The 19324-nt window shown below is 61.1% G+C and carries 16 protein-coding genes; 8 read left to right on the top strand and 8 right to left on the bottom strand.

The annotated features are described in order from the left end of the window. Positions 1–190: 190 nt before the first annotated feature. The 7 genes from JN279_RS34235 to JN279_RS34205 form a co-directional block, all read right to left on the bottom strand. Entirely contained in the window at positions 191–1171 is a 981-nt protein-coding gene (locus JN279_RS34235; RefSeq protein ID WP_096454215.1) for a 2-dehydropantoate 2-reductase, read from the bottom strand. 2 nt (positions 1172–1173) lie between these two features. Further along, positions 1174–2700 carry an acyl--CoA ligase gene (locus tag JN279_RS34230; protein ID WP_096454217.1) on the bottom strand — a complete coding sequence of 509 codons (1527 nt, stop codon included), beginning with the start codon at positions 2698–2700 and terminating at the stop codon, positions 1174–1176. A gap of 66 nt (positions 2701–2766) precedes the next feature. Then, positions 2767–4353 carry a gamma-glutamyltransferase gene (gene ggt, locus JN279_RS34225; RefSeq protein WP_096454219.1) on the bottom strand — a complete coding sequence of 529 codons (1587 nt, stop codon included), beginning with the start codon at positions 4351–4353 and terminating at the stop codon, positions 2767–2769. A 132-nt stretch (positions 4354–4485) separates the two neighbouring features. Further along, positions 4486–5178, bottom strand: a complete 693-nt coding sequence (locus tag JN279_RS34220) for an ABC transporter permease (protein WP_096454221.1) — start codon at positions 5176–5178, stop codon at positions 4486–4488. Beyond that, the gene (locus tag JN279_RS34215) at positions 5175–5888 is read right to left on the bottom strand and encodes an ABC transporter permease (protein ID WP_096458646.1); all 714 of its coding nucleotides are present in this window, start codon (positions 5886–5888) and stop codon (positions 5175–5177) included. Before JN279_RS34215 ends, JN279_RS34220 begins: the two co-directional genes overlap by 4 nt. A gap of 74 nt (positions 5889–5962) precedes the next feature. Next, positions 5963–6814, bottom strand: a complete 852-nt coding sequence (locus JN279_RS34210; RefSeq protein ID WP_096454223.1) for a transporter substrate-binding domain-containing protein — start codon at positions 6812–6814, stop codon at positions 5963–5965. A 91-nt stretch (positions 6815–6905) separates the two neighbouring features. Then, on the bottom strand, positions 6906–7568 hold the full coding sequence (locus JN279_RS34205; protein ID WP_096454225.1) for a GntR family transcriptional regulator: 663 nt from the start codon (positions 7566–7568) through the stop codon (positions 6906–6908). Positions 7569–7821: 253 nt separating this feature from the next. Here JN279_RS34205 and JN279_RS34200 point away from each other — a divergent pair, with 253 nt between their 5' ends. From JN279_RS34200 to JN279_RS34175, 6 genes are all read left to right on the top strand, one after another. Beyond that, positions 7822–8721 (top strand): LysR family transcriptional regulator, encoded by a 900-nt coding sequence (locus tag JN279_RS34200; RefSeq protein ID WP_096454227.1) that lies wholly within the window; start codon positions 7822–7824, stop codon positions 8719–8721. Between the two features lie 174 nt (positions 8722–8895). Beyond that, positions 8896–11271 (top strand): aminotransferase class III-fold pyridoxal phosphate-dependent enzyme, encoded by a 2376-nt coding sequence (locus JN279_RS34195; RefSeq protein ID WP_096454229.1) that lies wholly within the window; start codon positions 8896–8898, stop codon positions 11269–11271. A 140-nt stretch (positions 11272–11411) separates the two neighbouring features. Next, positions 11412–12509: a polyamine ABC transporter substrate-binding protein gene (locus JN279_RS34190; RefSeq protein ID WP_096454231.1), complete on the top strand. Its 1098-nt coding sequence runs from the start codon at positions 11412–11414 to the stop codon at positions 12507–12509. Between the two features lie 209 nt (positions 12510–12718). Beyond that, positions 12719–13690, top strand: coding sequence for an acetylxylan esterase (locus JN279_RS34185; protein ID WP_202351400.1), 972 nt, complete (start codon positions 12719–12721; stop codon positions 13688–13690). 504 nt (positions 13691–14194) lie between these two features. Continuing rightward, the gene (locus tag JN279_RS34180) at positions 14195–14599 is read left to right on the top strand and encodes an MAPEG family protein (protein ID WP_244734282.1); all 405 of its coding nucleotides are present in this window, start codon (positions 14195–14197) and stop codon (positions 14597–14599) included. A gap of 298 nt (positions 14600–14897) precedes the next feature. Beyond that, a complete protein-coding gene (locus tag JN279_RS34175; protein WP_202351399.1) occupies positions 14898–15515 on the top strand; it encodes a DUF2062 domain-containing protein in 618 nt (205 codons plus the stop codon). 520 nt (positions 15516–16035) lie between these two features. Here the strand turns inward: JN279_RS34175 and JN279_RS34170 are convergent. Continuing rightward, the gene (locus JN279_RS34170; RefSeq protein ID WP_244734280.1) at positions 16036–17250 is read right to left on the bottom strand and encodes a LacI family DNA-binding transcriptional regulator; all 1215 of its coding nucleotides are present in this window, start codon (positions 17248–17250) and stop codon (positions 16036–16038) included. On the opposite strand from JN279_RS34170, the gene JN279_RS34165 reads away from it, so the two are divergent. Together JN279_RS34165 and JN279_RS34160 are read left to right on the top strand one after the other, a co-directional pair. Then, positions 17237–18454 carry a CaiB/BaiF CoA transferase family protein gene (locus JN279_RS34165; protein WP_096454237.1) on the top strand — a complete coding sequence of 406 codons (1218 nt, stop codon included), beginning with the start codon at positions 17237–17239 and terminating at the stop codon, positions 18452–18454. The genes JN279_RS34170 and JN279_RS34165 overlap by 14 nt on opposite strands. Continuing rightward, a complete protein-coding gene (locus JN279_RS34160) occupies positions 18454–19284 on the top strand; it encodes a 3-ketoacyl-ACP reductase (protein ID WP_096454239.1) in 831 nt (276 codons plus the stop codon). The genes JN279_RS34165 and JN279_RS34160 overlap by 1 nt, the downstream gene beginning before the upstream one ends. Positions 19285–19324: the final 40 nt, after the last annotated feature.

The following is a 19324-nucleotide window of genomic DNA, read 5'->3' as shown; positions in this document are numbered from 1 at the left end:
CTTCTCGCAGATGCGGCGTGAATTTCCGATAGGGTCAAATGGCAACCGACTGTTGAGGTCGATACCGTCGGTAGGGAAAAGCCGTGCGCATGGGCCGCCTGGCAGCCTGCGACGAGGTGTATCGTCGTTGTGAAGCGTTGAATTCGTCTCTGCCTTTGGCCTTTCGGTGGTTAGGATAGCGCGTCCTGTCTTAGGAATAGCAGCCGCGCTCCACCGCCAGCCTCTTAACCAGTGCCGACACCGTGTCGATAGCCGGTGTCGGTTTGCCGGTCAGCCTTCCAAGTTCCTGCACCGCACTGACCAGCGCGTCGATTTCCATCGGCCGCCCGCGTTCCAGGTCCTGCAGCATCGAGGTCTTGTGCTCGCCGACATCGCCGGCCCCCTTGATGCGGCGGTCCACCCCGATCGGAAAACGCACGCCGAGGCTTTCGCCGATCGCTTGCGCCTCCAGCATCATGGTGCGGGCCAGCGTGCGAGTGCCTTCGTCGGCGACAATTGCGGCCAGCGTGGAGCCGGTCAGCGCCGAGATCGGGTTGAAGGAGAGGTTGCCCCACAGCTTCACCCAGATTTCGCTGCGGATATCCTCGCGCACCGGCGCTTGCAGGCCGGCCTTGACCATTTCCTCGGCCAGTTGCGTCACCCGTTCGCTGCGTTCGCCCGAGGGTTCGCCGAGCGAGAAGCGCTTGCCCTCGACATGGCGGATGAGGCCGGGCGCGTCGACCTCGACGGCGGGATAGACGACAGAGCCGATGACGCGCTGCGGCCCGATCCGCTGCCAGATCGCGCCGCCGGGATCGACAGCGCTCAGCCTGGTGCCTTCGAGTTGCCCGCCGACGCCGTGGAAATACCACCAGGGCACGCCGTTCTGCATGGTGACGACAGAAGTGTGGTCGCCGAGCAGCGGTGCGATCTGGTCAAGGGCCGAGGTGAGGGAATGGGCCTTCAGCGCCAGCACGACATAATCCTGGGCGCCAAGTTCGTCGGCCTTGGCGGCGGCTCTCACCGGCGCCACCGATTCCTCACCGTCTTCGATCAGGCGCAGGCCATTAGCCCGGATCGCTTCGAGATGGGCGCCGCGCGCGACGATCGACAGGTCGGTGCGGCCGGCGATCGCCAGTCTGGCGGCGAGATAGCCGCCGATCGCGCCGGCGCCGAAAATGGTGATCTTCATCGTCAAAGCCCAAGTTTGGCGGCAAGGCCGATGCGCTGCAGCTTGCCCGTCGCGCCCTTGGGGATTTCGTCCAGGATCAGCACCTTGCGCGGCACCTTGAAGTCGGCGAGCCGCGTCGCAGCGTGAGCGCGGATGTCGCCTTCGCTGGCGCTCATGCCTTCGCGCAGCACCACGGCGGCCGCCACCTCCTCGCCGAGCTTGTCATGCGGCATGGCGAAGGTGACGACCTGCGCCACCGCCGGATGGTCCATCAGCACGTCGTCGACCTCGAGCGGCGAGATCTTTTCGCCGCCGCGGTTGATGATCTCCTTCAGCCGGCCGGTGACCCTGAGATAGCCATCTTCGTCGAGCACGCCCTGGTCGCCGGTGTGGAACCAGCCATGCGCGAAGGCCGTGGCGTTGGCCTCCGGGTTCTTTTCATAGCCGGCCGTGACATTGGGTCCGCGAATGACGATCTCGCCGGTCTCGCCGGCTGTCAGCAGCCGGCCGTCTGGCGCCATCACCGCCACCTCTGGTCCGGCGCCGGCGCCGACGCTGCCCGGCTTGCGCTGGCCCGGCGGCAACCGGTTCGACGCCATCTGGTGCGCGGCCTCGGTCATCCCGTAGGATTCGATGACCGGACAGCCGAAGGTCGCTTCCAGCTCCGCCATCACTTGCGCCGGCAGCGACGCCGAGGACGAGCGGATGAAGCGCAGGCGTGCCGCCGCCAGCACTTCGGCATTGCGCGCCGCCCGCGGCAGGATCGCCTGGTGCATGGTCGGCACCGCCGTGTACCAGCTCGGTTTGGCGTCGCCCAGCCACTGGAAGAACCGCAGCGCGTTGAAGCCCGGCGTGCAGTAGATGCTGCCGCCCGCAGCCAGCGACGACAGGACCGCCGCGATCAGGCCATGGATGTGGAACAGCGGCATGATGTTGAGGCAGCGGTCATCGGCGGTCAGGCCGAGCGTCGCGCCGATATGAGCTGCCGAGGCGGCGATGTTGGCATGGCTGAGCGGCACCAGTTTTGGCCGCGATGTCGTGCCCGACGTGTGCAGCAGCAGCGCGATGTCGCCATCCCCTGCCATGTCAGGCGCCGCCTGTGGGCCGATCGGTGCGCCCTCGATGGTGAAACTGCCGGCAGGCGTATCGGGTTGCGCGACGAGCCTGAGCACGCCGATGCCGAGCCGTTCGGCCACCGCCGCGGCCGGCCCGGTCTCGGTTTCCGCGACAAGGATCGCCTTGGCGCCGATGTCGGTGAGGTAGAAATCGAGCTCGTCGGCGCGGTAAGCGGGATTGAGCGGCGCCGTTGAGGCAGTGGCCGCCACAGCGACGAAGGCTGTGGCCATCTCCGGCCCGTTCGGCAGCACGATCGCCATCCGGTCGCCCTTGCCGATGCCGAGCGCATGCAGCCGCTCGGCCGTGGCCTTGATCAGGGCGCGCAGCCCGCCATGGGTCAGTGTTGCCCTGTCGGGCGCCAGGATCGCCGGCGCGTCATCGTCGCCGGCGGCGAGACGGCGGGAAAGTCCTTGCGAATTTGCTTTGCTGGTCATGGTCACCGACTATCGTTCCAATCCGTTAAAATAAGCCGCGACACACAGATGCGATGCAGCCGGCCATCAATATCCTAGCGCCATCCCGTCCTTGCGCGGGTCGGAGGCGCCGGTGAGCGTGCCCTTTTCCCAGTCGATCAGCACCGCCTGGCCGCCGCCAAGCGGCTGATGCGGCTCGACGACGCGATGGCCGCGCTTGCGCAAGCCTTCGACCGCCGCGGCGGGAACGCTGCGCTCCGCCTCCACGGTGTCATCATTGTAGAACACACGCGGCGCATCCAGCGCCTGCTGCGGGTCCATGCCGAAGTCGATCATGTTGGTCAGAAGGTGGACATGGCCGAACGGCTGGTAGCCGCCGCCCATGACGCCGAACGGCATCACCACGCGGCCGTTCTTCGTCGCCATGCCAGGCATGATCGTGTGCATCGGCCGCTTGCCGGGCGCAATCGCGTTCGGATGCGCCGGGTCGAGGCGGAAGCTCGAGCCACGGTTCTGCAGCACAACACCGGTCTTCGGAGCGACGACGCCGCTGCCGAAGGAATAATAGGTCGAGTTGATGAAGGAGACCGCATTGCGGTCGCGGTCGACGATCGAGATGTAGACCGTGTCGCTGCCGGGCAGTTCCAGGCGCGGCAGATGCGTCATGGCGCGGTCGCGATGGATTTCGGCGCGCAGCCGGTCGGCATAGGCACCGGACAGGAGCTGTTTCACCGGCACCGGGACATGGTCCTGGTCGCCGATGAAGCGGTCGCGGTCCTGATAGGCCAGCCGCCCGGCCTCGATCTCCAGATGCAGGCGCTCGGCGCCATTGGGGTCAAGGCCGCCGAGCTTGAAGCCGGACAGCACGTTCAACATCAAAAGCGCCGTCAGCCCCTGATTGTTCGGCGGCATCTGGTGGATGTCATGGCCGCCATAGGTGGTGCTGACCGGCGCCACATAGTCGCCCTTGGTCGCGGCGAAATCCTCTTGGCTATGCAGCCCGCCCAATTCCCTGAGCCGGCGCACCATGTCGTCGGCGACAGCGCCTTCGTAGAAGCCGGCGCGACCCTGTTTGGCGATTATCCGCAAGGTGGCGGCGAGTTCCGGCTGGCGGTGGACCTCCCCCGCCCGTGGCGCCTTGCCGCCGGGCAGGAAGATGCGCGCGGCGTGTTCGTCGGCGGTAAGGTCGATCTCCGGGTCCGCCCAGTCGAAGGCGACGCGATCATGCACGACATAGCCGTTCTCGGCATAGTGAATGGCGGGTGCCAGCACCTCGGCAAGGTCCTTGCTGCCATGGTCCTCGAGCAGCCGGCACCATGCGTCGATGGCGCCCGGCACCGTCACTGCGTGCGATCCCTGCTTGGGAAGCTCGCTGAAACCCCTGTCCAGATACCAGTCCACGGTCGCTGCCGCCGGCGCGCGGCCAGAGCCGTTGAAGGCCAGCACGTCCCCTTGTCCCGACTGGCAGTAGAGCACGAAGCAGTCGCCGCCGATGCCGGTCGATTGCGGCTCGACCACGCCCTGCACAGCGGCGGCGCAGACCGCCGCGTCCATGGCATTGCCGCCAGCGCGCAGCATCTCGATCGCCGCCAGCGTCGACAGCGGGTGCGATGTAGCGGCGACCGCTTCCGTGGCGCGAACCGGCGAGCGGCCGGGAAACTGGAAATCACGCATTCTGTTTTTCAATCCCTTGGTCTGATGGATGCGACGTTGCCGCCATCGCTTGATGCGACATGGCAGCGCGTCCCTCGGCTTTTCGACAGCGGCGCATGCCGCCAGATCTCCTCGTCATGACACCGGCACTTTTCATGCGCGGACCCGGTAGGGCGTCAGCCGCGTTTCCAGCGCGTTCAGCGCCGAGATGATTGCGAAGTTGAGGGCCAGATAGATCGCACCGGCAGCCACAAAAACCTCCACGGCGCGATAGGTCTGCGAAATGAGCCCCTGCGCGATACCGGTGATCTCCATGAGCGTAATGATGGATGCAAGCGACGTGCCCTTGACCATCAGGATGATCTCGTTGGTGTAATTCGGGATCGCTTGACGAAGGGCCAGCGGCAGCACGATTAGCCGCAGCGTCAGCAGCTTCGACATGCCGGAGGCTGTAGCGGCCTCGGTCAATCCTCGCGGCACGGCCTTGATCGCGCCGCGCAGGATTTCACTTCCATAAGCTGCTTCATTGAGACTGAGCGCCACGATGGCGCACCAGTGCGGCTCGCGGAACAGCCACCAGATTCCGATCGCCTGGAGCGACGGGCGAAACTGGCCGAGACCATAGTAGATGAGGAATATCTGTACCAGCAGGGGCGTTCCGCGAAAGACTGCAACGAAGGCACGGATGGGCCATATCACGATGCGGCGATTTCCCTGTTGGGCGAGCGCCAGCAGCAATGCCAAAAAGAAGCCGATGACCATCGAGGCTGTTGTAAGCAGCAGTGTCAATGGCAGGCCAGCAAGCAGGACGGGAATGATCTCGAGAAAGAAGGCGAAGTCGATCACGCGTGAACCATGCCTCTCCAGGCCCGCGCCTCGCTAAAACGGAAGACGGAAGCGGTCACGACGGCGATGACGAAGTAGAGCGCGGCGGCGGCAATATAGAAGATGAAAGGTTCTCGTGTCGAACCCGCTCCGATCTGCGCCTGGCGCATCAGTTCGACGAGGCCAATGACGGAGATCAGCGCCGAGTCCTTCAGCACCAACTGCCAGACATTGCCGAGGCCCGGCAGCGCGTGGCGCATCAGTTGCGGCACGATGACAAGGCGCAACGATTGATATCGAGACAGGCCAAGCGCCTTGCAAGCCTCGAACTGGCCGCGATCCACGGCCTGGTAGGCACCGCGATAGACTTCTCCCTGATAAGCCCCCGATATGATGCCGATCGCCAGGACACCGGTTGCAAACGTCGGCAGCCCGACGAAGCCATCGCTACCAAACAACGTGCCGATCTGCGTCAGGGCGATGCTGCCGCCATAGTAGAGGAGATAGATCGTCAGCAAGTCTGGCACACCGCGAAATACAGTGCCGTAGACATGGGCGAGCCAGGCCGGGACGCGGCGGGAAGACAGGCGACCGGCCGCGGCCGTGGCGCCGAGGGCCGCACCGAGGATAAAGCCGAGAACGGACAGTGCAAGCGTGACACTGGATGCGGCGAGCAGAGCTGCTCCCCAGCCGCCCTGCTGAAAACCCAAGATATGCATAATATTGGTCATGTAAGTCATAGCCTTTCAGCGCGCTGCCCGACGCGGACGGCTCGCTCCGCCACGCCGGGCAGGTTCGCCCGCGCCTACTTCATCGGCGTCACATCGGTTTTCACCCATTTCTCCGAGATGCGCTTGATGGTGCCGTCGGCTATAGCCCCGTCGATTGCCGCATTGAGCATCTCCTTGAGCTTGGTATCTTCCTTGCGCAGCCCCGCACCGGTTCCACGACCGAAAAGGCCGCCCACAAAGCCCGGTCCGGCAAGGGTGTAATCGGCAAATTCAGGTTTTGAGAGTGTCGCGGCGAGCGCCGTCCGCTGCGCGAAAAGAGCGTCGACGCGGCCGGCGGCGAGGTCGAGATCATGTTGCTCGGTGGTCTTGTACTCGCGGATTTCCACCGTGTCGCCGAAGTATTTCTTGACGAAATCGAGCATCATCGTGGCCGCCTGTACGCCGACCACCTTGCCTTTCAGCAGCGGCTTCAATTTCTCGATCGCGGCCTTGGAAGCAGCCTCGTCGTCAAGATTGAACTTCTCCGCGGAAACACCGAGCTTGCCAAGCTCGCTGTCCTTGGCAACGGCGAATCCACCCGGATCGACCGCATAAGGCTGGGTGAAATCTATGGTTTCGAGCCGCTTCGGCGTGATGAACATGCCGGCCATGATCACATCGAACTTGCCGACCTTCAGCGACGGAATAAGTCCGTCCCAGTCCTGGGCGATGATGGTGCATTTGACCTTCATCCGCTCGCAAAGATTGTTGGCGAGTTCGATCTCCAGTCCGTCGAGCTTGCCGTCCGCGTTGGTGAAGTTCCACGGAGCGTAGGCGCCCTCCGTGGCAATGGTTATGGACTTGGGCGCATCTTCTGCCAACGCTGTGTGCATGAAGCCGAACATGCTGAGTGCGGCCGCGGCTACGGCCAAACGATTGAATTTCATTTGGTTCCCCTTTTTTTGATAGGCTGATTGAACTGTTCCCGCGCCCGGCCGCATTGCCGGTTCGAGGCCACTCCTGCCCGGCCGGCTTTCGTCACCGGCTGGGACTCACGAACTCGGCCAGCAGCGGCGCTGTGCCGAGAACATGTTCCTGCATCACCTGTTCCGCGTGATGTGCGTCGCCGGAGCGCAAGGCAGCGATTACGGCGGCATGCTCCTCGCGCGCGGAAAGCGGTTTGTTACAATCGTCGAACCAGATGCGCATGTAAGGCTCGATGACCACATGCAGCGCCGATATCTGGTGGATCAGCTTGGGCCTCTGGCTCAACGCACAGATGCGGCCATGGAATTCCTGGTGGCGGACGACCCAGTCGCCGCCGCCGCTCTGGCCCGCACGCTCCATGCGCTCGAGCAGGCGGTCGAGTTCCTCGAACTCCTCGTCGTCGATCCGGGGCACCGCCAGCCTGACGGCGAGTCCCTCCAGAACCGAGCGAATCTCGAAAATCTCGAAAAGTTCATCGACAGTGAGGCCCGCGACCACGCATCCCCGATTAGGACGAAGGACCACCAGCCCGTCGGAGGCCAGGCGCCGAAAGGCTTCCCTCACCGGCATGCGGCTCATGCCGATCTCGGCGGCAATCTCCTCGGGAATGAGCCTGTCGCCCGGTTTGTAGCGGCCGAGGCGAAGGGCTCTCTGAACGTGATTGTACGCCTCTACTTCCGCAGTGGCGGACATCTCTGGAAAGTTCGTCGCCATGGGACCTCAAAAAGTATTTTTGTATCCACGTATCATCAAAGCCGCATTTTGATGCATCGTCAATACCCCGTGACGCACCGCGGCGGACCGGAGATCCGATGGGCTGGTTCGGACGTGAGGAAGGAACTGCAAGAACCTGGGCGACGTCTCGATCGGTCGCTTCCGGCTTCCGGAATCAAGGCCGTCCTCAATACGGGTAGCCACAGTATGTCAGCCGAATTGCCTTCCCACTCGTTTGGTGCAATCTGCTTTCATGAAGATATCGGGCTCCGATCTCCATCTGTTTCGCGTTTTTGAAAGCGTGGTCCGCAATGGCGGCATGTCTGCAGCTCAGATGGAACTGTCGCTTAGCCAACCTACGATCTCCAACCATCTGACGGCGCTTGAACAGCGGCTCGGCGTGAAGTTGTGCGAACGGGGGCGTCGCGGGTTTTCACTGACGGAGGAAGGGCGGCGGGTTTACGAAATCACCACGGAAATCACCGGGATGCTGGACGCCGGTTCGGCCCGGCTTTCGCGTGTCAGAAGCGCTTTGGCGGGAAAGGTCGGCGTCGGCATTGTTGACTGCCTCGCGACCGACCCAAGTTTCCGACTGGCCGATGCAATTGCCGAGCTTTCCAAAGCTGCGCCGGAAATCGAGATGGATCTCAAGATCATGCGCCCCAACGACATAACGAAGGCCGTGGCGGAAAGCGAAATAGACATTGGGATAGGTGGCTCCGACATCAAAGTCGCAAGCGTGCAATACCAGGTCCTCTACCACGAAGAGCACGCGGTATTTTGCGCTTCGACGCATCCCTTGTTTCGCCGAAATGACGAGATGATTACGAGTGCGGAATGCTACGGCCATCCTTGGGTAGAGAGAGGCTATTGGTATGGGATTCGGCGTCATCGCTTCGACACCGCCGCCGCGAACCGGGTGGCCTTTGATATCGAGGCGCAGCTTCTGATGGTCCTGTCGGGCGCCTACCTCGGGGTCCTGCCGATACATTTTGCCCGCGTGTTCGAACAGCAGGGGCGTCTTCGCCGACTTCCCCTAGCCGACGAGGCTTATTCCGCCGACATCGAGGTCGCCACGCGAACAGGCGAGCAGGCCGCCAACGTCGCCTATGTCCGCGACGCAGTCATCAGGGCGCATCGGATGCATTTGTAAAAACCAATATATCGGTTCTCTGAATGATATTCTTGCCACGCCGATGGAGGTCTAGCCTCTGGCACGGCTGGCGAACCGCTGCGCAAAAATGCGCACCTGCGGACTTCTCTGCCAAACGCGCAACTTCGAATTGGTTGCCACGTCGGGTGTCGATATTTGGCCTTAAGGTATGGAATGAGCACGGACGCTCTGCTGTTTCGCAACCTTCCTAGTTTTTCGCCGGAAGCGGTCAGGCGCCTCGTGGCCACCCGGTACGGGATCGACGGGACGTACACGCAACTGGCTTCCGAGCGCGATCTGTCCTGGCGGATCGACGGCACCGACGGCCGCGACGTCGTCGTGAAGATATCGAACATAGGCGAACCTGAAGGCGTCGTGGATATGCAGGTCAAAGCCCTGAACCATATCTTCGAGCGCGATCCGTCTCTGCCGGTGCCTCGCGTCGTTCCCTCCCTCGCCGGCGCGCCATATGAATGGATCGAGGACGAGCGCGGCTGCCGGCACATGGTGCGTGTGCTTACCTTCCTTCCGGGGAAGGTCATGGAGCAGGTTGAGGAAGCCTTTTCCGCCGCCACTCGGTTCAACATCGGTGTGATGGTAGGACGGCTGGCCTATGCGCTGCGCGATTTTTTTCATCCGTACGCCGGCAGCAATGTGCACCTCTGGGACATTTCACGTGCCCTGGCCTTGCGCCCGCAGACAGCAAAAGTCTCCGACCTCAGGCTTCGGCAATTGTGCGAGGAAATCTTCGAGCGCGCCGAGCGCTTTACCCTTCCGCAATTGTCGAAGACGCGTCGCCAAGTCGTGCATCAGGATTCGCATGGCGGCAATATCCTGGTCGATCCGACGGACAGCACATCGCCGGTGGGCATCATCGATTTTGGCGATATGGGCCACAATTCCATCGTCGCGGACATCGTGACCGCTTCCGAGACTTTCGCGGACTTCGATGACGATCCGATCGCCTACCTTTGCGACGTGACCTCAGGCTTCGATTCGATATACCCGCTTGAAGAAAACGAGGTCGATCTCCTTTTCGATGCGCTGCTTCTGCGCCTCGCCATGGCTACCGCGATTGTCGAGGCGAGGGGGGCCACCAGTGAATCCGGCATCCCCCACATCGAAAACGCCGGCCAATATCCTCGAATGATGGAGTTGCTGAGCCGGCAAGGCCGCGCAGAGGCGGTGCGCCGGCTTCGCCAGGCGTGCCGGTTTCCGGTGTACGGCGCCATAAGCAAGGATGGCGAGCATCTCACATATGACTATGACTTGCTCAGGCGCGAGCGCGAAGCTCACCTGGGACCGATATGGCATTTCTACGCCAAGCCATTGCACATCACCCGCGCCCGCGGCGCCTGGATGTATGCCGCCGATGGCACTGCCTATCTGGATGTCTACAACAACGTCCCCCAGATCGGTCATTGTCACCCGCACGTGGCGAAAGCGATCTACCGCCAGGCCAGCGCGCTGAACACCAATACCCGGTATATGTGCGACGTGGCTGTCGAGTACGCGGCGCGCCTGACCGCCGACCTGCCTGATCACCTCGACACCTGCATCTTCGTCAATTCGGGCAGCGAAGCCAACGACCTGGCGATGCAGATAGCCTCTTCGCTCAGCAGGCAGGACGGGGGTCTGATAATTGACCAATCCTACCATGGATGCACGGAGCTGACGACGGCCCTGTCCAATGAAAGCTGGCGTCATCTTCCCGCTGACGAGCATCCCAAACGCATTGAGACACTGACGGCCCCGGATATGTATAGGGGCCGTTTTTCCCGCGACCCCCAAGCGGCAGCGAAATATGCCGCCGACGCCGACAGGGCGATAGCCGCCTTGCGCGAAAGAGGCCACAGGCCGGCAGCATTCATGGTCGACACGGCCCTGTGTTCGAGCGGGGTACTGCGGGCGCCTGAAAACTACTTCAATCTTGTCGCGGAAAAGGTCCGGGCGACGGGCGGATTTGTCATCGCGGACGAGGTGCAGGCCGGTTGTGGCCGCATGGGAACTTTTTGGGGTTTCCGGGCAAACGGGCTCAAGGACGAAAACATCGATTTCATAACAATGGGCAAGCCGGTTGGAAACGGCCACCCCCTTGGCGTCGTCATTCTCAGCTCGGAATTGATGAAGCGGTTCCTCAATGGCACCTACCCGCTGTTGTTCAGCACATTCGGCGGCAATACCGTCGCGTGCGCGGCCGGGATGGCTGTGCTGGACGTCCTTGAGCGAGAGGATCTGATCAAGCGGAGCGCCGCCATCGGGGAGTATCTGCGCCAGGAGCTTGGGCGCCTGGCTGAACAGCACCCCGTGATCGGCGACGTACGCGGGCTTGGAATGATGACTGGCGTGGAATTGGTGACGGATCGCCTGACGAAGGAGCCGGCCATCACACTGACCGAGCGACTCATCGAAGACATGCTTGCCCGCAACATCCTCATCGGGAAAGGCACGCCCAACACGCTCAAGTTACGCCCCCCGCTGATTTGGTCGCGCGGCGAAGTCGACATCTTCGTCAACGCTCTCGACGACAGCTTGAGAAAGCACCAATGAGGCCGCCAATGCCTTTGCTGGAGAATGGGTGACAGTCTCGCAGACAATCGGGAGGGGAGGGCAACGCCACTCTCCTTGCCTTCGAGAATGCAGCAACGGCCTGCCACCAGAATGGCGGGCGCCACAACAGGAGAATCTTCATGAAGAAGGAGCTACTCGGACTGGCTGTCACGATGACGGCCGTCCTGTTTTCCGCAGGCGTCTCGTTGGCGCAGGACAAGGTCGTCAACGTCTACAACTGGTCTGATTATATCGACAGTTCCATCCTTGATGATTTCACCAAGGAGACCGGCATCAAGGTCGTCTACGATACGTTCGATTCGAACGAAATTCTTGAAACCAAGCTGCTTGCCGGGGGCTCCGGCTATGACGTGGTGGTTACCACCGGGCCGTTCCTGGCCAGGCAAATTCAGGCCGGCGTGTTCCAGAAGCTCGACAAGTCCAAGCTGCCGAACCTCAAGAACATGTGGCCCGACGTGATGGCTCGCCTGGCCAAGTATGATCCGGGCAACGAATATGCCGTCAACTATATGTGGGGCACCACCGGCATCGGCTACAATGTCGACAAGGTGAAGGCTGCGCTCGGCGACGTGCCGATCGACAGCTGGGACGTGCTCTTCAAGCCGGAGAATGCGGCCAAACTAAAGGACTGCGGCATCAATATCGTCGATGCTCCGGAGGAGACCGTGGCCGTTGCCATGAACTATCTCGGCAAGGACGGCGACAGCAAGAAGAAAGAGGACCTCGAAGCCGGCGGTGACATCTACACGAAAATCCGATCCTACGTCCGCACCTTCAACTCTTCTTCCTACATCAACGATCTGGCGAATGGCGATAAATGCATCAGCATCGGCTGGTCGGGCGACGTGCTGCAGGCCAAGAACCGCGCCAAGGAAGCCAAGAACGGGGTCAACGTCGAATACCTGATCCCCAGGGAAGGCACCTATATGTGGTTCGATAACCTGGCGATACCCGCCGATGCCAAGCATGTCGATGAGGCGCACGCCTTCATCAACTACCTGATGCGGCCGGAAGTCATTGCCAAGTCAACCAACTATGTCCAGACGGCCAACGGCAATCTCGCCTCGCAGAAATTCATCGACGAAGCGGTGTTGAAGAACCCGTCGGTTTATCCGCCGCAGGAAACGCTGAAGAAGCTCTTCACGATTTCTCCGTACGGATCCAAGGAGCAGCGCGTCCTCACCCGCCTCTGGACGCAGATCAAGACGGGCAGCTAAACGGGATATGGATGGGGCGGTCGCCGCCCCATTTTTCCAGCGGCGCCCCGAGGTGCGGGTCTGTCGCCACACTGACAGGCATGCGCAGAAGAATGGCGGGCGGAATCTCTTGGGCGGTAACGCGCAGATTCACCCGCGGGCGGATCCCAATGCGGAGCCATCCATATCAAAATCGCCGACTTTGCTTCGATTTAAAATAGGGAGGAACAATGCCGTTCCCGGATCTAATCCAGCCCGAACTGGGCGCTTATGTCAGCAGTGTCGGCATGCCGGACGACTTTGCCCAATTCTGGGCGTCGACCATCGCCGAGGCCCGCCAGGCCGGCGGTGAGGTCAGCATCGTGCAGGCGCAGACGACCCTGACGGCGGTCCAGTCCTTCGATGTCACCTTTCCGGGATACGGTGGTCACCCGATCAAAGGATGGCTGATCTTGCCGACGCATCACGAGGGACGGCTCCCTCTCGTCGTGCAGTACATCGGCTATGGCGGCGGCCGCGGCTTGGCGCATGAGCAACTGCATTGGGCGGCGTCAGGCTTTGCCTATTTCCGAATGGATACACGCGGGCAGGGAAGCGACTGGAGCGTCGGTGAGACCGCCGATCCCGTCGGCTCGAACTCGTCCATTCCCGGCTTTATGACGCGTGGCGTGCTGGACAAGAATGACTACTATTACCGGCGCCTGTTCACCGATGCCGTGAGGGCGATAGATGCTCTGCTCGGACTGGACTTCGTCGATCCCGAACGCATCGCGGTTTGCGGTGACAGTCAGGGCGGCGGTATTTCGCTCGCCGTTGGCGGCATCGACCCGCGCGTCAAGGCCGTAATGCCCGACGTGCCATTTCTGTGCGACTTTCCGCGCGCTGTGCAGACTGCCGTGTGCGATCCCTATTTGGAAATCGTTCGTTTTCTGGCCCAGCATCGCGAAAAGAAGGCGGCGGTCTTTGAAACGCTCAACTATTTCGACTGCGTCAACTTCGCCCGGCAGGCCAAGGCGGCGGCGCTGTTTTCGGTGGCCCTGATGGACGAAGTCTGCCCGCCCTCTACCGTGTATGGCGCATTCAATGCCTATGCAGGCGAAAAGACCATCGTAGAATACGAATTCAACAACCACGAGGGTGGGCAAGGTTATCAGGAGCGCCAACAGATGACGTGGCTCAGCAGGCTGTTCGGTGTCGGCTGATGTTTTGAGCGGCCGCTCGCTAAATCCGGCAATACGAGCAATTATTACGCGTCTCGCGCTAAGTTGTCCGGCCGGGAAGATTTCAATAGCGACGGCCAGCTACAGTGATGGTTCGAACCGCACATACGCGTGCCCGGCTGCAAATAGCGTTCGCTATATGAGCTAGCGATTTCGGCAAATTGGGGCGATCGGCCGCCCGGCATTCCATTTCCAATTTGATCCAGTTCAGGCAGCAGAAAGATGCTGTCTCTGAGCGTCCCGGCGGGCGCCGACAGCGACGTTGTCGGCTTCGACGCAGGCTACCTCGATGGGGAGTAAGGCTCAGTGAGCCGAATGCAATGTCGGATTTCCGACGCGACATCCCGAAAGCAGGCCGTCCGCTTTCGGCCCCAATGCTGCCGGGCGGTAATGCGCCACTGGTGTGCCATTGGCCTCCACCAACGCACAGCGGTAGACTAGTTGATTGGTTACGAGGACAGAGACTGCTAGCAACGGGGACGGCATATGTCGGCGACTGCGTTTGCATTGACTGGATTCATCTCGTGGGCACTGGGACTGCTGATCGTGATGGAAGCGATCCGTACATATCTGGTGATCTCTGGAAAGGTCGCAGCAAACGGCTTTACGCCAGATAACGCGGCTCTTTCTCCCTTTATGCAGAGGTTGGCCCGCGCCCACGCCAACTGCATAGAAGGGCTTCCAATCTTCGGAGGTCTGCTCGGAGTCGCGATCCTTATTTCAAAGACTGATGTCACGGATCCGCTGGCTTCTACACTGTTAGTCGCGCGAATAGTTCAGTCGATAATTCACCTCGTCTCCACGAGCCAGATCGCAGTCAGTCTCAGGTTCACTGCGTTCGCAGTGCAAATGGTAATTGGTGCGTATTGGTCCTGGGCGATGTTGAGGTGAAAAGTGCTGCCACTTCAGAAGCCCGGCGGCCCGTGGCGCATTGCGCGGGAGCCGAAAAAGGGGCGCCCGACGTAGGGGCGGGTTGGCGGAATGCCGATTACCAGACGCTCTACCCATTCAACTCGGTATAAAACTATGCCGCGTTCTCAGACTGGGTTTCTTCCGGCTGTTGCCCACTATCCGCACTGCGCTTCGGACACCCGGTTGATCAGCAAATTCAGAACAAAGCAGCACAGGCTGCGTTTTTTAGAGACGAGGCCCATCCGTTCAACCGACCGCGTTTGAAGTGGGCAAGAGAGTGCTCTTTAGACGCCGAAATCCTGATGGTCTCTTCGAGCGATTGCGCATTTATATGTGGCCGCGCCGCTCCTTCTCGCGATCGTTTCAGTATGTTTCAAAGCGTATCCTCCGTCTGAACGCCACTCCAAACGCCGTCGCGGCGGGGGTGGCGGCTGGGATTTTCGCGTCTTTCTTTCCACTAGGGTCCCATTTCGCTATTGCCGCCATCGTGTGCTGGCTGATTTCAGGAAACATGGTGGCGGCAGGGCTAGGAACATTTGTCTTTGGCAATCCGCTGACCCTCCCGTTTGTTGTGGGAGCGACTTGGGAGACCGGCAAGATCATGTTGCACGGCCACATGCAAAGTCACGAACGGCCAGCCCATCTGAGTGAGATGTTGCAGACCCTTTCAATTTCGCGACTGTGGGCACCGGTCTTAAAGCCCATGCTGTGCGGTGCGGTGCCACTCGGGCTGATTTTTGGCCTGTTGTTCTATGGCATCACCCGCTATGGCATGACAGTTTTCCGCGAACAAAGGCGCAAGCGACTGGCCGAAAAGGGGGGCTTGCTCCAGCAGCAGGAAGACATCGTGTTATCGCCCCCTCTGCCCACTCGACATCGCCGTTCTGGAGGGTGAATTACGGAAGGGCAGCCGTAGAAATGCGTCCGCTCGTCGGCAATATCGCCGCTATAAGCGCGTCCCTACAACTGGCGGCCCGGATCTGGAGCCTCCGTCATGGATTCCTCGCCGCACCTTTATTGATGAACTTCCCACCCTGTCTGTTTGGCGCGATGTCAGGCCGTTAGACGCTCATGAAACTCTGTGAGACAGCGCTATGTGAGAACCGCTCCTCAGAACCCCGGGGCATCTGTATGCATGCAACTCGCATCAACGTCCGCTCAGAGGTAGTTCGTCGAATGGGCAGCTATCCGCCGAGCTCGCCCGATAGCGGACCGGCCGGTTCGGGGCATAATTGCGGTCATTCCGGAACGAGGCTCCGAACGGCCGCGCGAACCTCGACGTCTCTCGCCCGCCGAACCGTCAACAAGCGACATCGGGAATGTGCTACATATTGTGATACAAATCGAGAGTTGCGGCCAGAAAAAGTAAATAAAAACAATATGTTGTGCTATGGATCGATCCCAGCCTGCCAGTATTAGCATCTGACGACAGCCGTACTTCCCCTGACAATCAGCCTGATGGCCAGCTCCCGTTGTCTGAGATGCAGTCGCTGCGATGGCGACGCCAAGATGTAGTCGGCGGCAATCCGGCCCATGTCGCGCGCGGGCACCTCCAATGTGGTCAGTTCGGGCGAGGTCAGTTCCGCAATCTCCAGATTGTCGAATCCGACAACCGAGACCTCCTTCGGGACTGCGATGCCTTCGGCGTGGCAGTACTTGATGGCGCCGGCCGCAAGGATATCACTGCCGCAAAATACCGCAGTAGGCCTTCTGACGTCGTCCATTAGCCGCTGCATGCAGGTGCGGCCGTCATCCAGCCTGTAGGCTCCCTCGACGACTGGAACCATGCCCTGATCGATGCCTGATCGTTCGAGTTCATTCAAGAAACCGTCGCGGCGGCCTGCTGCGCGATCATTGTCTTGGGTGATGCCGGCGATCATCGCGAATTTGGTGTGGCCGAGGTCGAGCAGGTAACGGGCGGCGGTTCGCCCTGCCTTTTCGTTGTCGAACCCCACGGCCGCACCTGCCTCGGTCGCCTTTGACGTGTAGGTGTATACATAGTTGATGCGCTTCTGTTCGAACATGGCCAGAGTGGCTGGTCGGTGCGTTGACCCGACAAGGACTACAGATTCGACCCCGCGCTCGACCAGCAGACGTGCCTGCTCATATTCATGATCGATGTCGTAGCCCGAGGTGTTGATAATGAGCGAAACGTCTTTTTCGGAAAGACGCGCCTGAAGTCCATCGACCATCGTGGCGTAGATGGCGTGGTCCAATGTGGGAATGATCGCGCCGACCAACCTTGTCCGGGTCGATCGCAGCGCCCTGGCGGAACCATTGGGCACATAGCCGAGATCACGCGCCGCCCGGACAACACGATCCCGCACGACCTCGTTCACGTTGGGATTGCCGTTGAGCACGCGGGAGACGGTAGCCGGCGAACAGTTTGCAAGCCTGGCCACGTCAATCAGCTTTGCGCCGCCATCCTCGATATCCATTGAGCCTCGAATCCGACGGTTTTCGAGAAACCGTTTTCCAGATGACACATTTCTTTTCTGAAGGCTACACCATCTTTCTTTGACAAAGCCTTTCAAAATGGGCTTGACAGCTATGAGAAAAGACGTGAAAACGATTTCACAAAGGCGCAACTTATAGCGCAGAACCAAGGGAAGAGAAATGCTCAGCGGCATCAAAGTCGTCAGCTTCTGCCATTTTCTGCAGGGTCCTGCAGGCGCCCAATATCTCGCCGACATGGGTGCAGATGTCGTCAAGGTCGAACCTATCGATGGCGCCCATGAACGCCGCTGGTCGGGTGCTGACGTTTATGTGGAAGGGGTCAGCGGCTTCTACCTCTGCGCCAACCGCAACAAGCGCTCCATCGGCATTGATCTGAAGAGCACCGAAGGCAAGCAAGTCGCCCGGCGTCTGATCGCCGGCGCCGATGTGGTGATGGAGAATTTCCGGCCGGGCGTGTTTGCCAAGCTCGGCTTTGACGATGATGCACTCCGGGACATCAATCCCAATCTGATTTTCGCCTCGGCGAGCGGTTTTGGCGCAACAGGCCCGATGGCGACGAAGCCCGGCCAGGATCTTCTCGCCCAGGCGCGTTCCGGTCTAATGAGCGTCACCGGAACTCCGGAACGTGGCCCCACGCCGGTCGGTGCGGCGATCGTCGACCAACATGGCGGGGCACTGCTGGCGATGGGCATTCTGGGTGCGCTGGTGCGCCGCTTGCGGGATGGCAAGGGGACTCGTGTCGAGGCAAGCCTGATCAACTCGGCGATCGACCTGCAGGGCGAGGCGCTGGTCAATTACTTCGCCGGCGGCATGACCCGCGAGGTGCTCAACCGCGAGGCGAATCTGGCGACGTGGTTCCATGCCGCGCCCTACGGTGTCTATCCTGCGTCCGACGGCCATGTGGTGGTGTCGCTTTGCGATTCTTCCGTGCTGGCCGAAGCGCTCGACAGCGACGGACTGCGCGAGGTAGTCGGTGTCGACCGCTACGTCGAACGCGACGACTATGCTCGCCGGCTCGCCAGTGCCACGGCCCGGTTCGCGGTGGCCGAACTTGCCGAGCGCTTTGACCGCCATGGCATCTGGTGGGCGCCCATCAATTACTATGACGATCTGCTGGCCGACGCGCAGCTCAGCCACGCGCAAGTGTTCCGGCAGGTGAACGTGCGTGGCCGAACGATCCACCTGGTCAACCATCCCAACCGCTACGACGGCGAGGTGCCTGCGCTGCGATACCTCGCTTTGGAGATCGGCGAGCACACGCGCGAGATCCTGGATGAGCTTGGCTATGCCGATGACGAGGTTCAGCGGCTGCTGGCGTCTAAGGCCGTGGTCGCATCCCGCGAAAAGGACGATGCATTGGCAAGGAAGGCTTCGTGATGCTGGAACAGGTTTCCCCGGCTGCAATCGGCGTTGCTATGCCCGAGCACGCAGCCTCCATCAACCGCGGACTTGCCATTGTGACGGGTGGCCGTCGCGGCATCGGCCGAGCCATCTGTTGTGAACTCGCGCAGGCGGGTTTCGATATCGCTGTGGTCGACATAGTCGACGATGAGAATGGCAGCGAGACCGTCAACCTTGCCCGCACGCACGGACGAAATGCCGCCTTTTATCGCAAGGACATATCCGAGACCTCGGACAATGCGGCGCTCATAGAGCGCATCGAAGCCGATCTGGGGGCAACCACCTGCCTGGTCAACAACGCCGGCGTCCAGGTTTCCGTGCGCGGCGATCTTCTCGATGTTACCGAGGAGAGCTTCGACCGGCTGGTCGGCATCAATCTGCGCGGCACGTTCTTCTTCACCCAGGCCGTAGCGCGCGCGATGATTTCCCAGCCGCAAGCCCGGCTCGAACGGTCGGTGGTGACGATCACCTCTGCTAACGCGGGGCTAGTCTCTCCGGAAAAGGGGCCGTACTGCATATCCAAGGCCGGACTGTCGATGGCTTCCCAGCAGTTCGCCATTCGTCTGGCGGATGCAGGCATCCGGGTGCACGAGATTCGCCCAGGCCTGATCCAGACCGATATGACCGCCGATGTCTACGATAAGTATTCGGGGCAGGTCGAGGCCGGACAACTCTCGGCAATCAGGCGGTGGGGGCAGCCCGAAGACATCGCCCGCGGCGTGGCGACGTTGGCCATTGGCGGCATGCCCTTCAGCACCGGGGACATCTACCACATCGGCGGCGGCATGCAGATGCATCGCCTGTGAGCTTTTTTTGAGGGACCGAGAAAACGATTTCTCGGATTGG

The organism is Mesorhizobium sp. 113-1-2 (genome assembly GCF_016756475.1).
Taxonomy (GTDB): Bacteria; Pseudomonadota; Alphaproteobacteria; order Rhizobiales; family Rhizobiaceae; genus Mesorhizobium; species Mesorhizobium loti_C.
The sequence above is the reverse complement of the archived record's forward strand: the minus strand, read 5'-3'. Positions and strand labels throughout refer to the sequence as shown.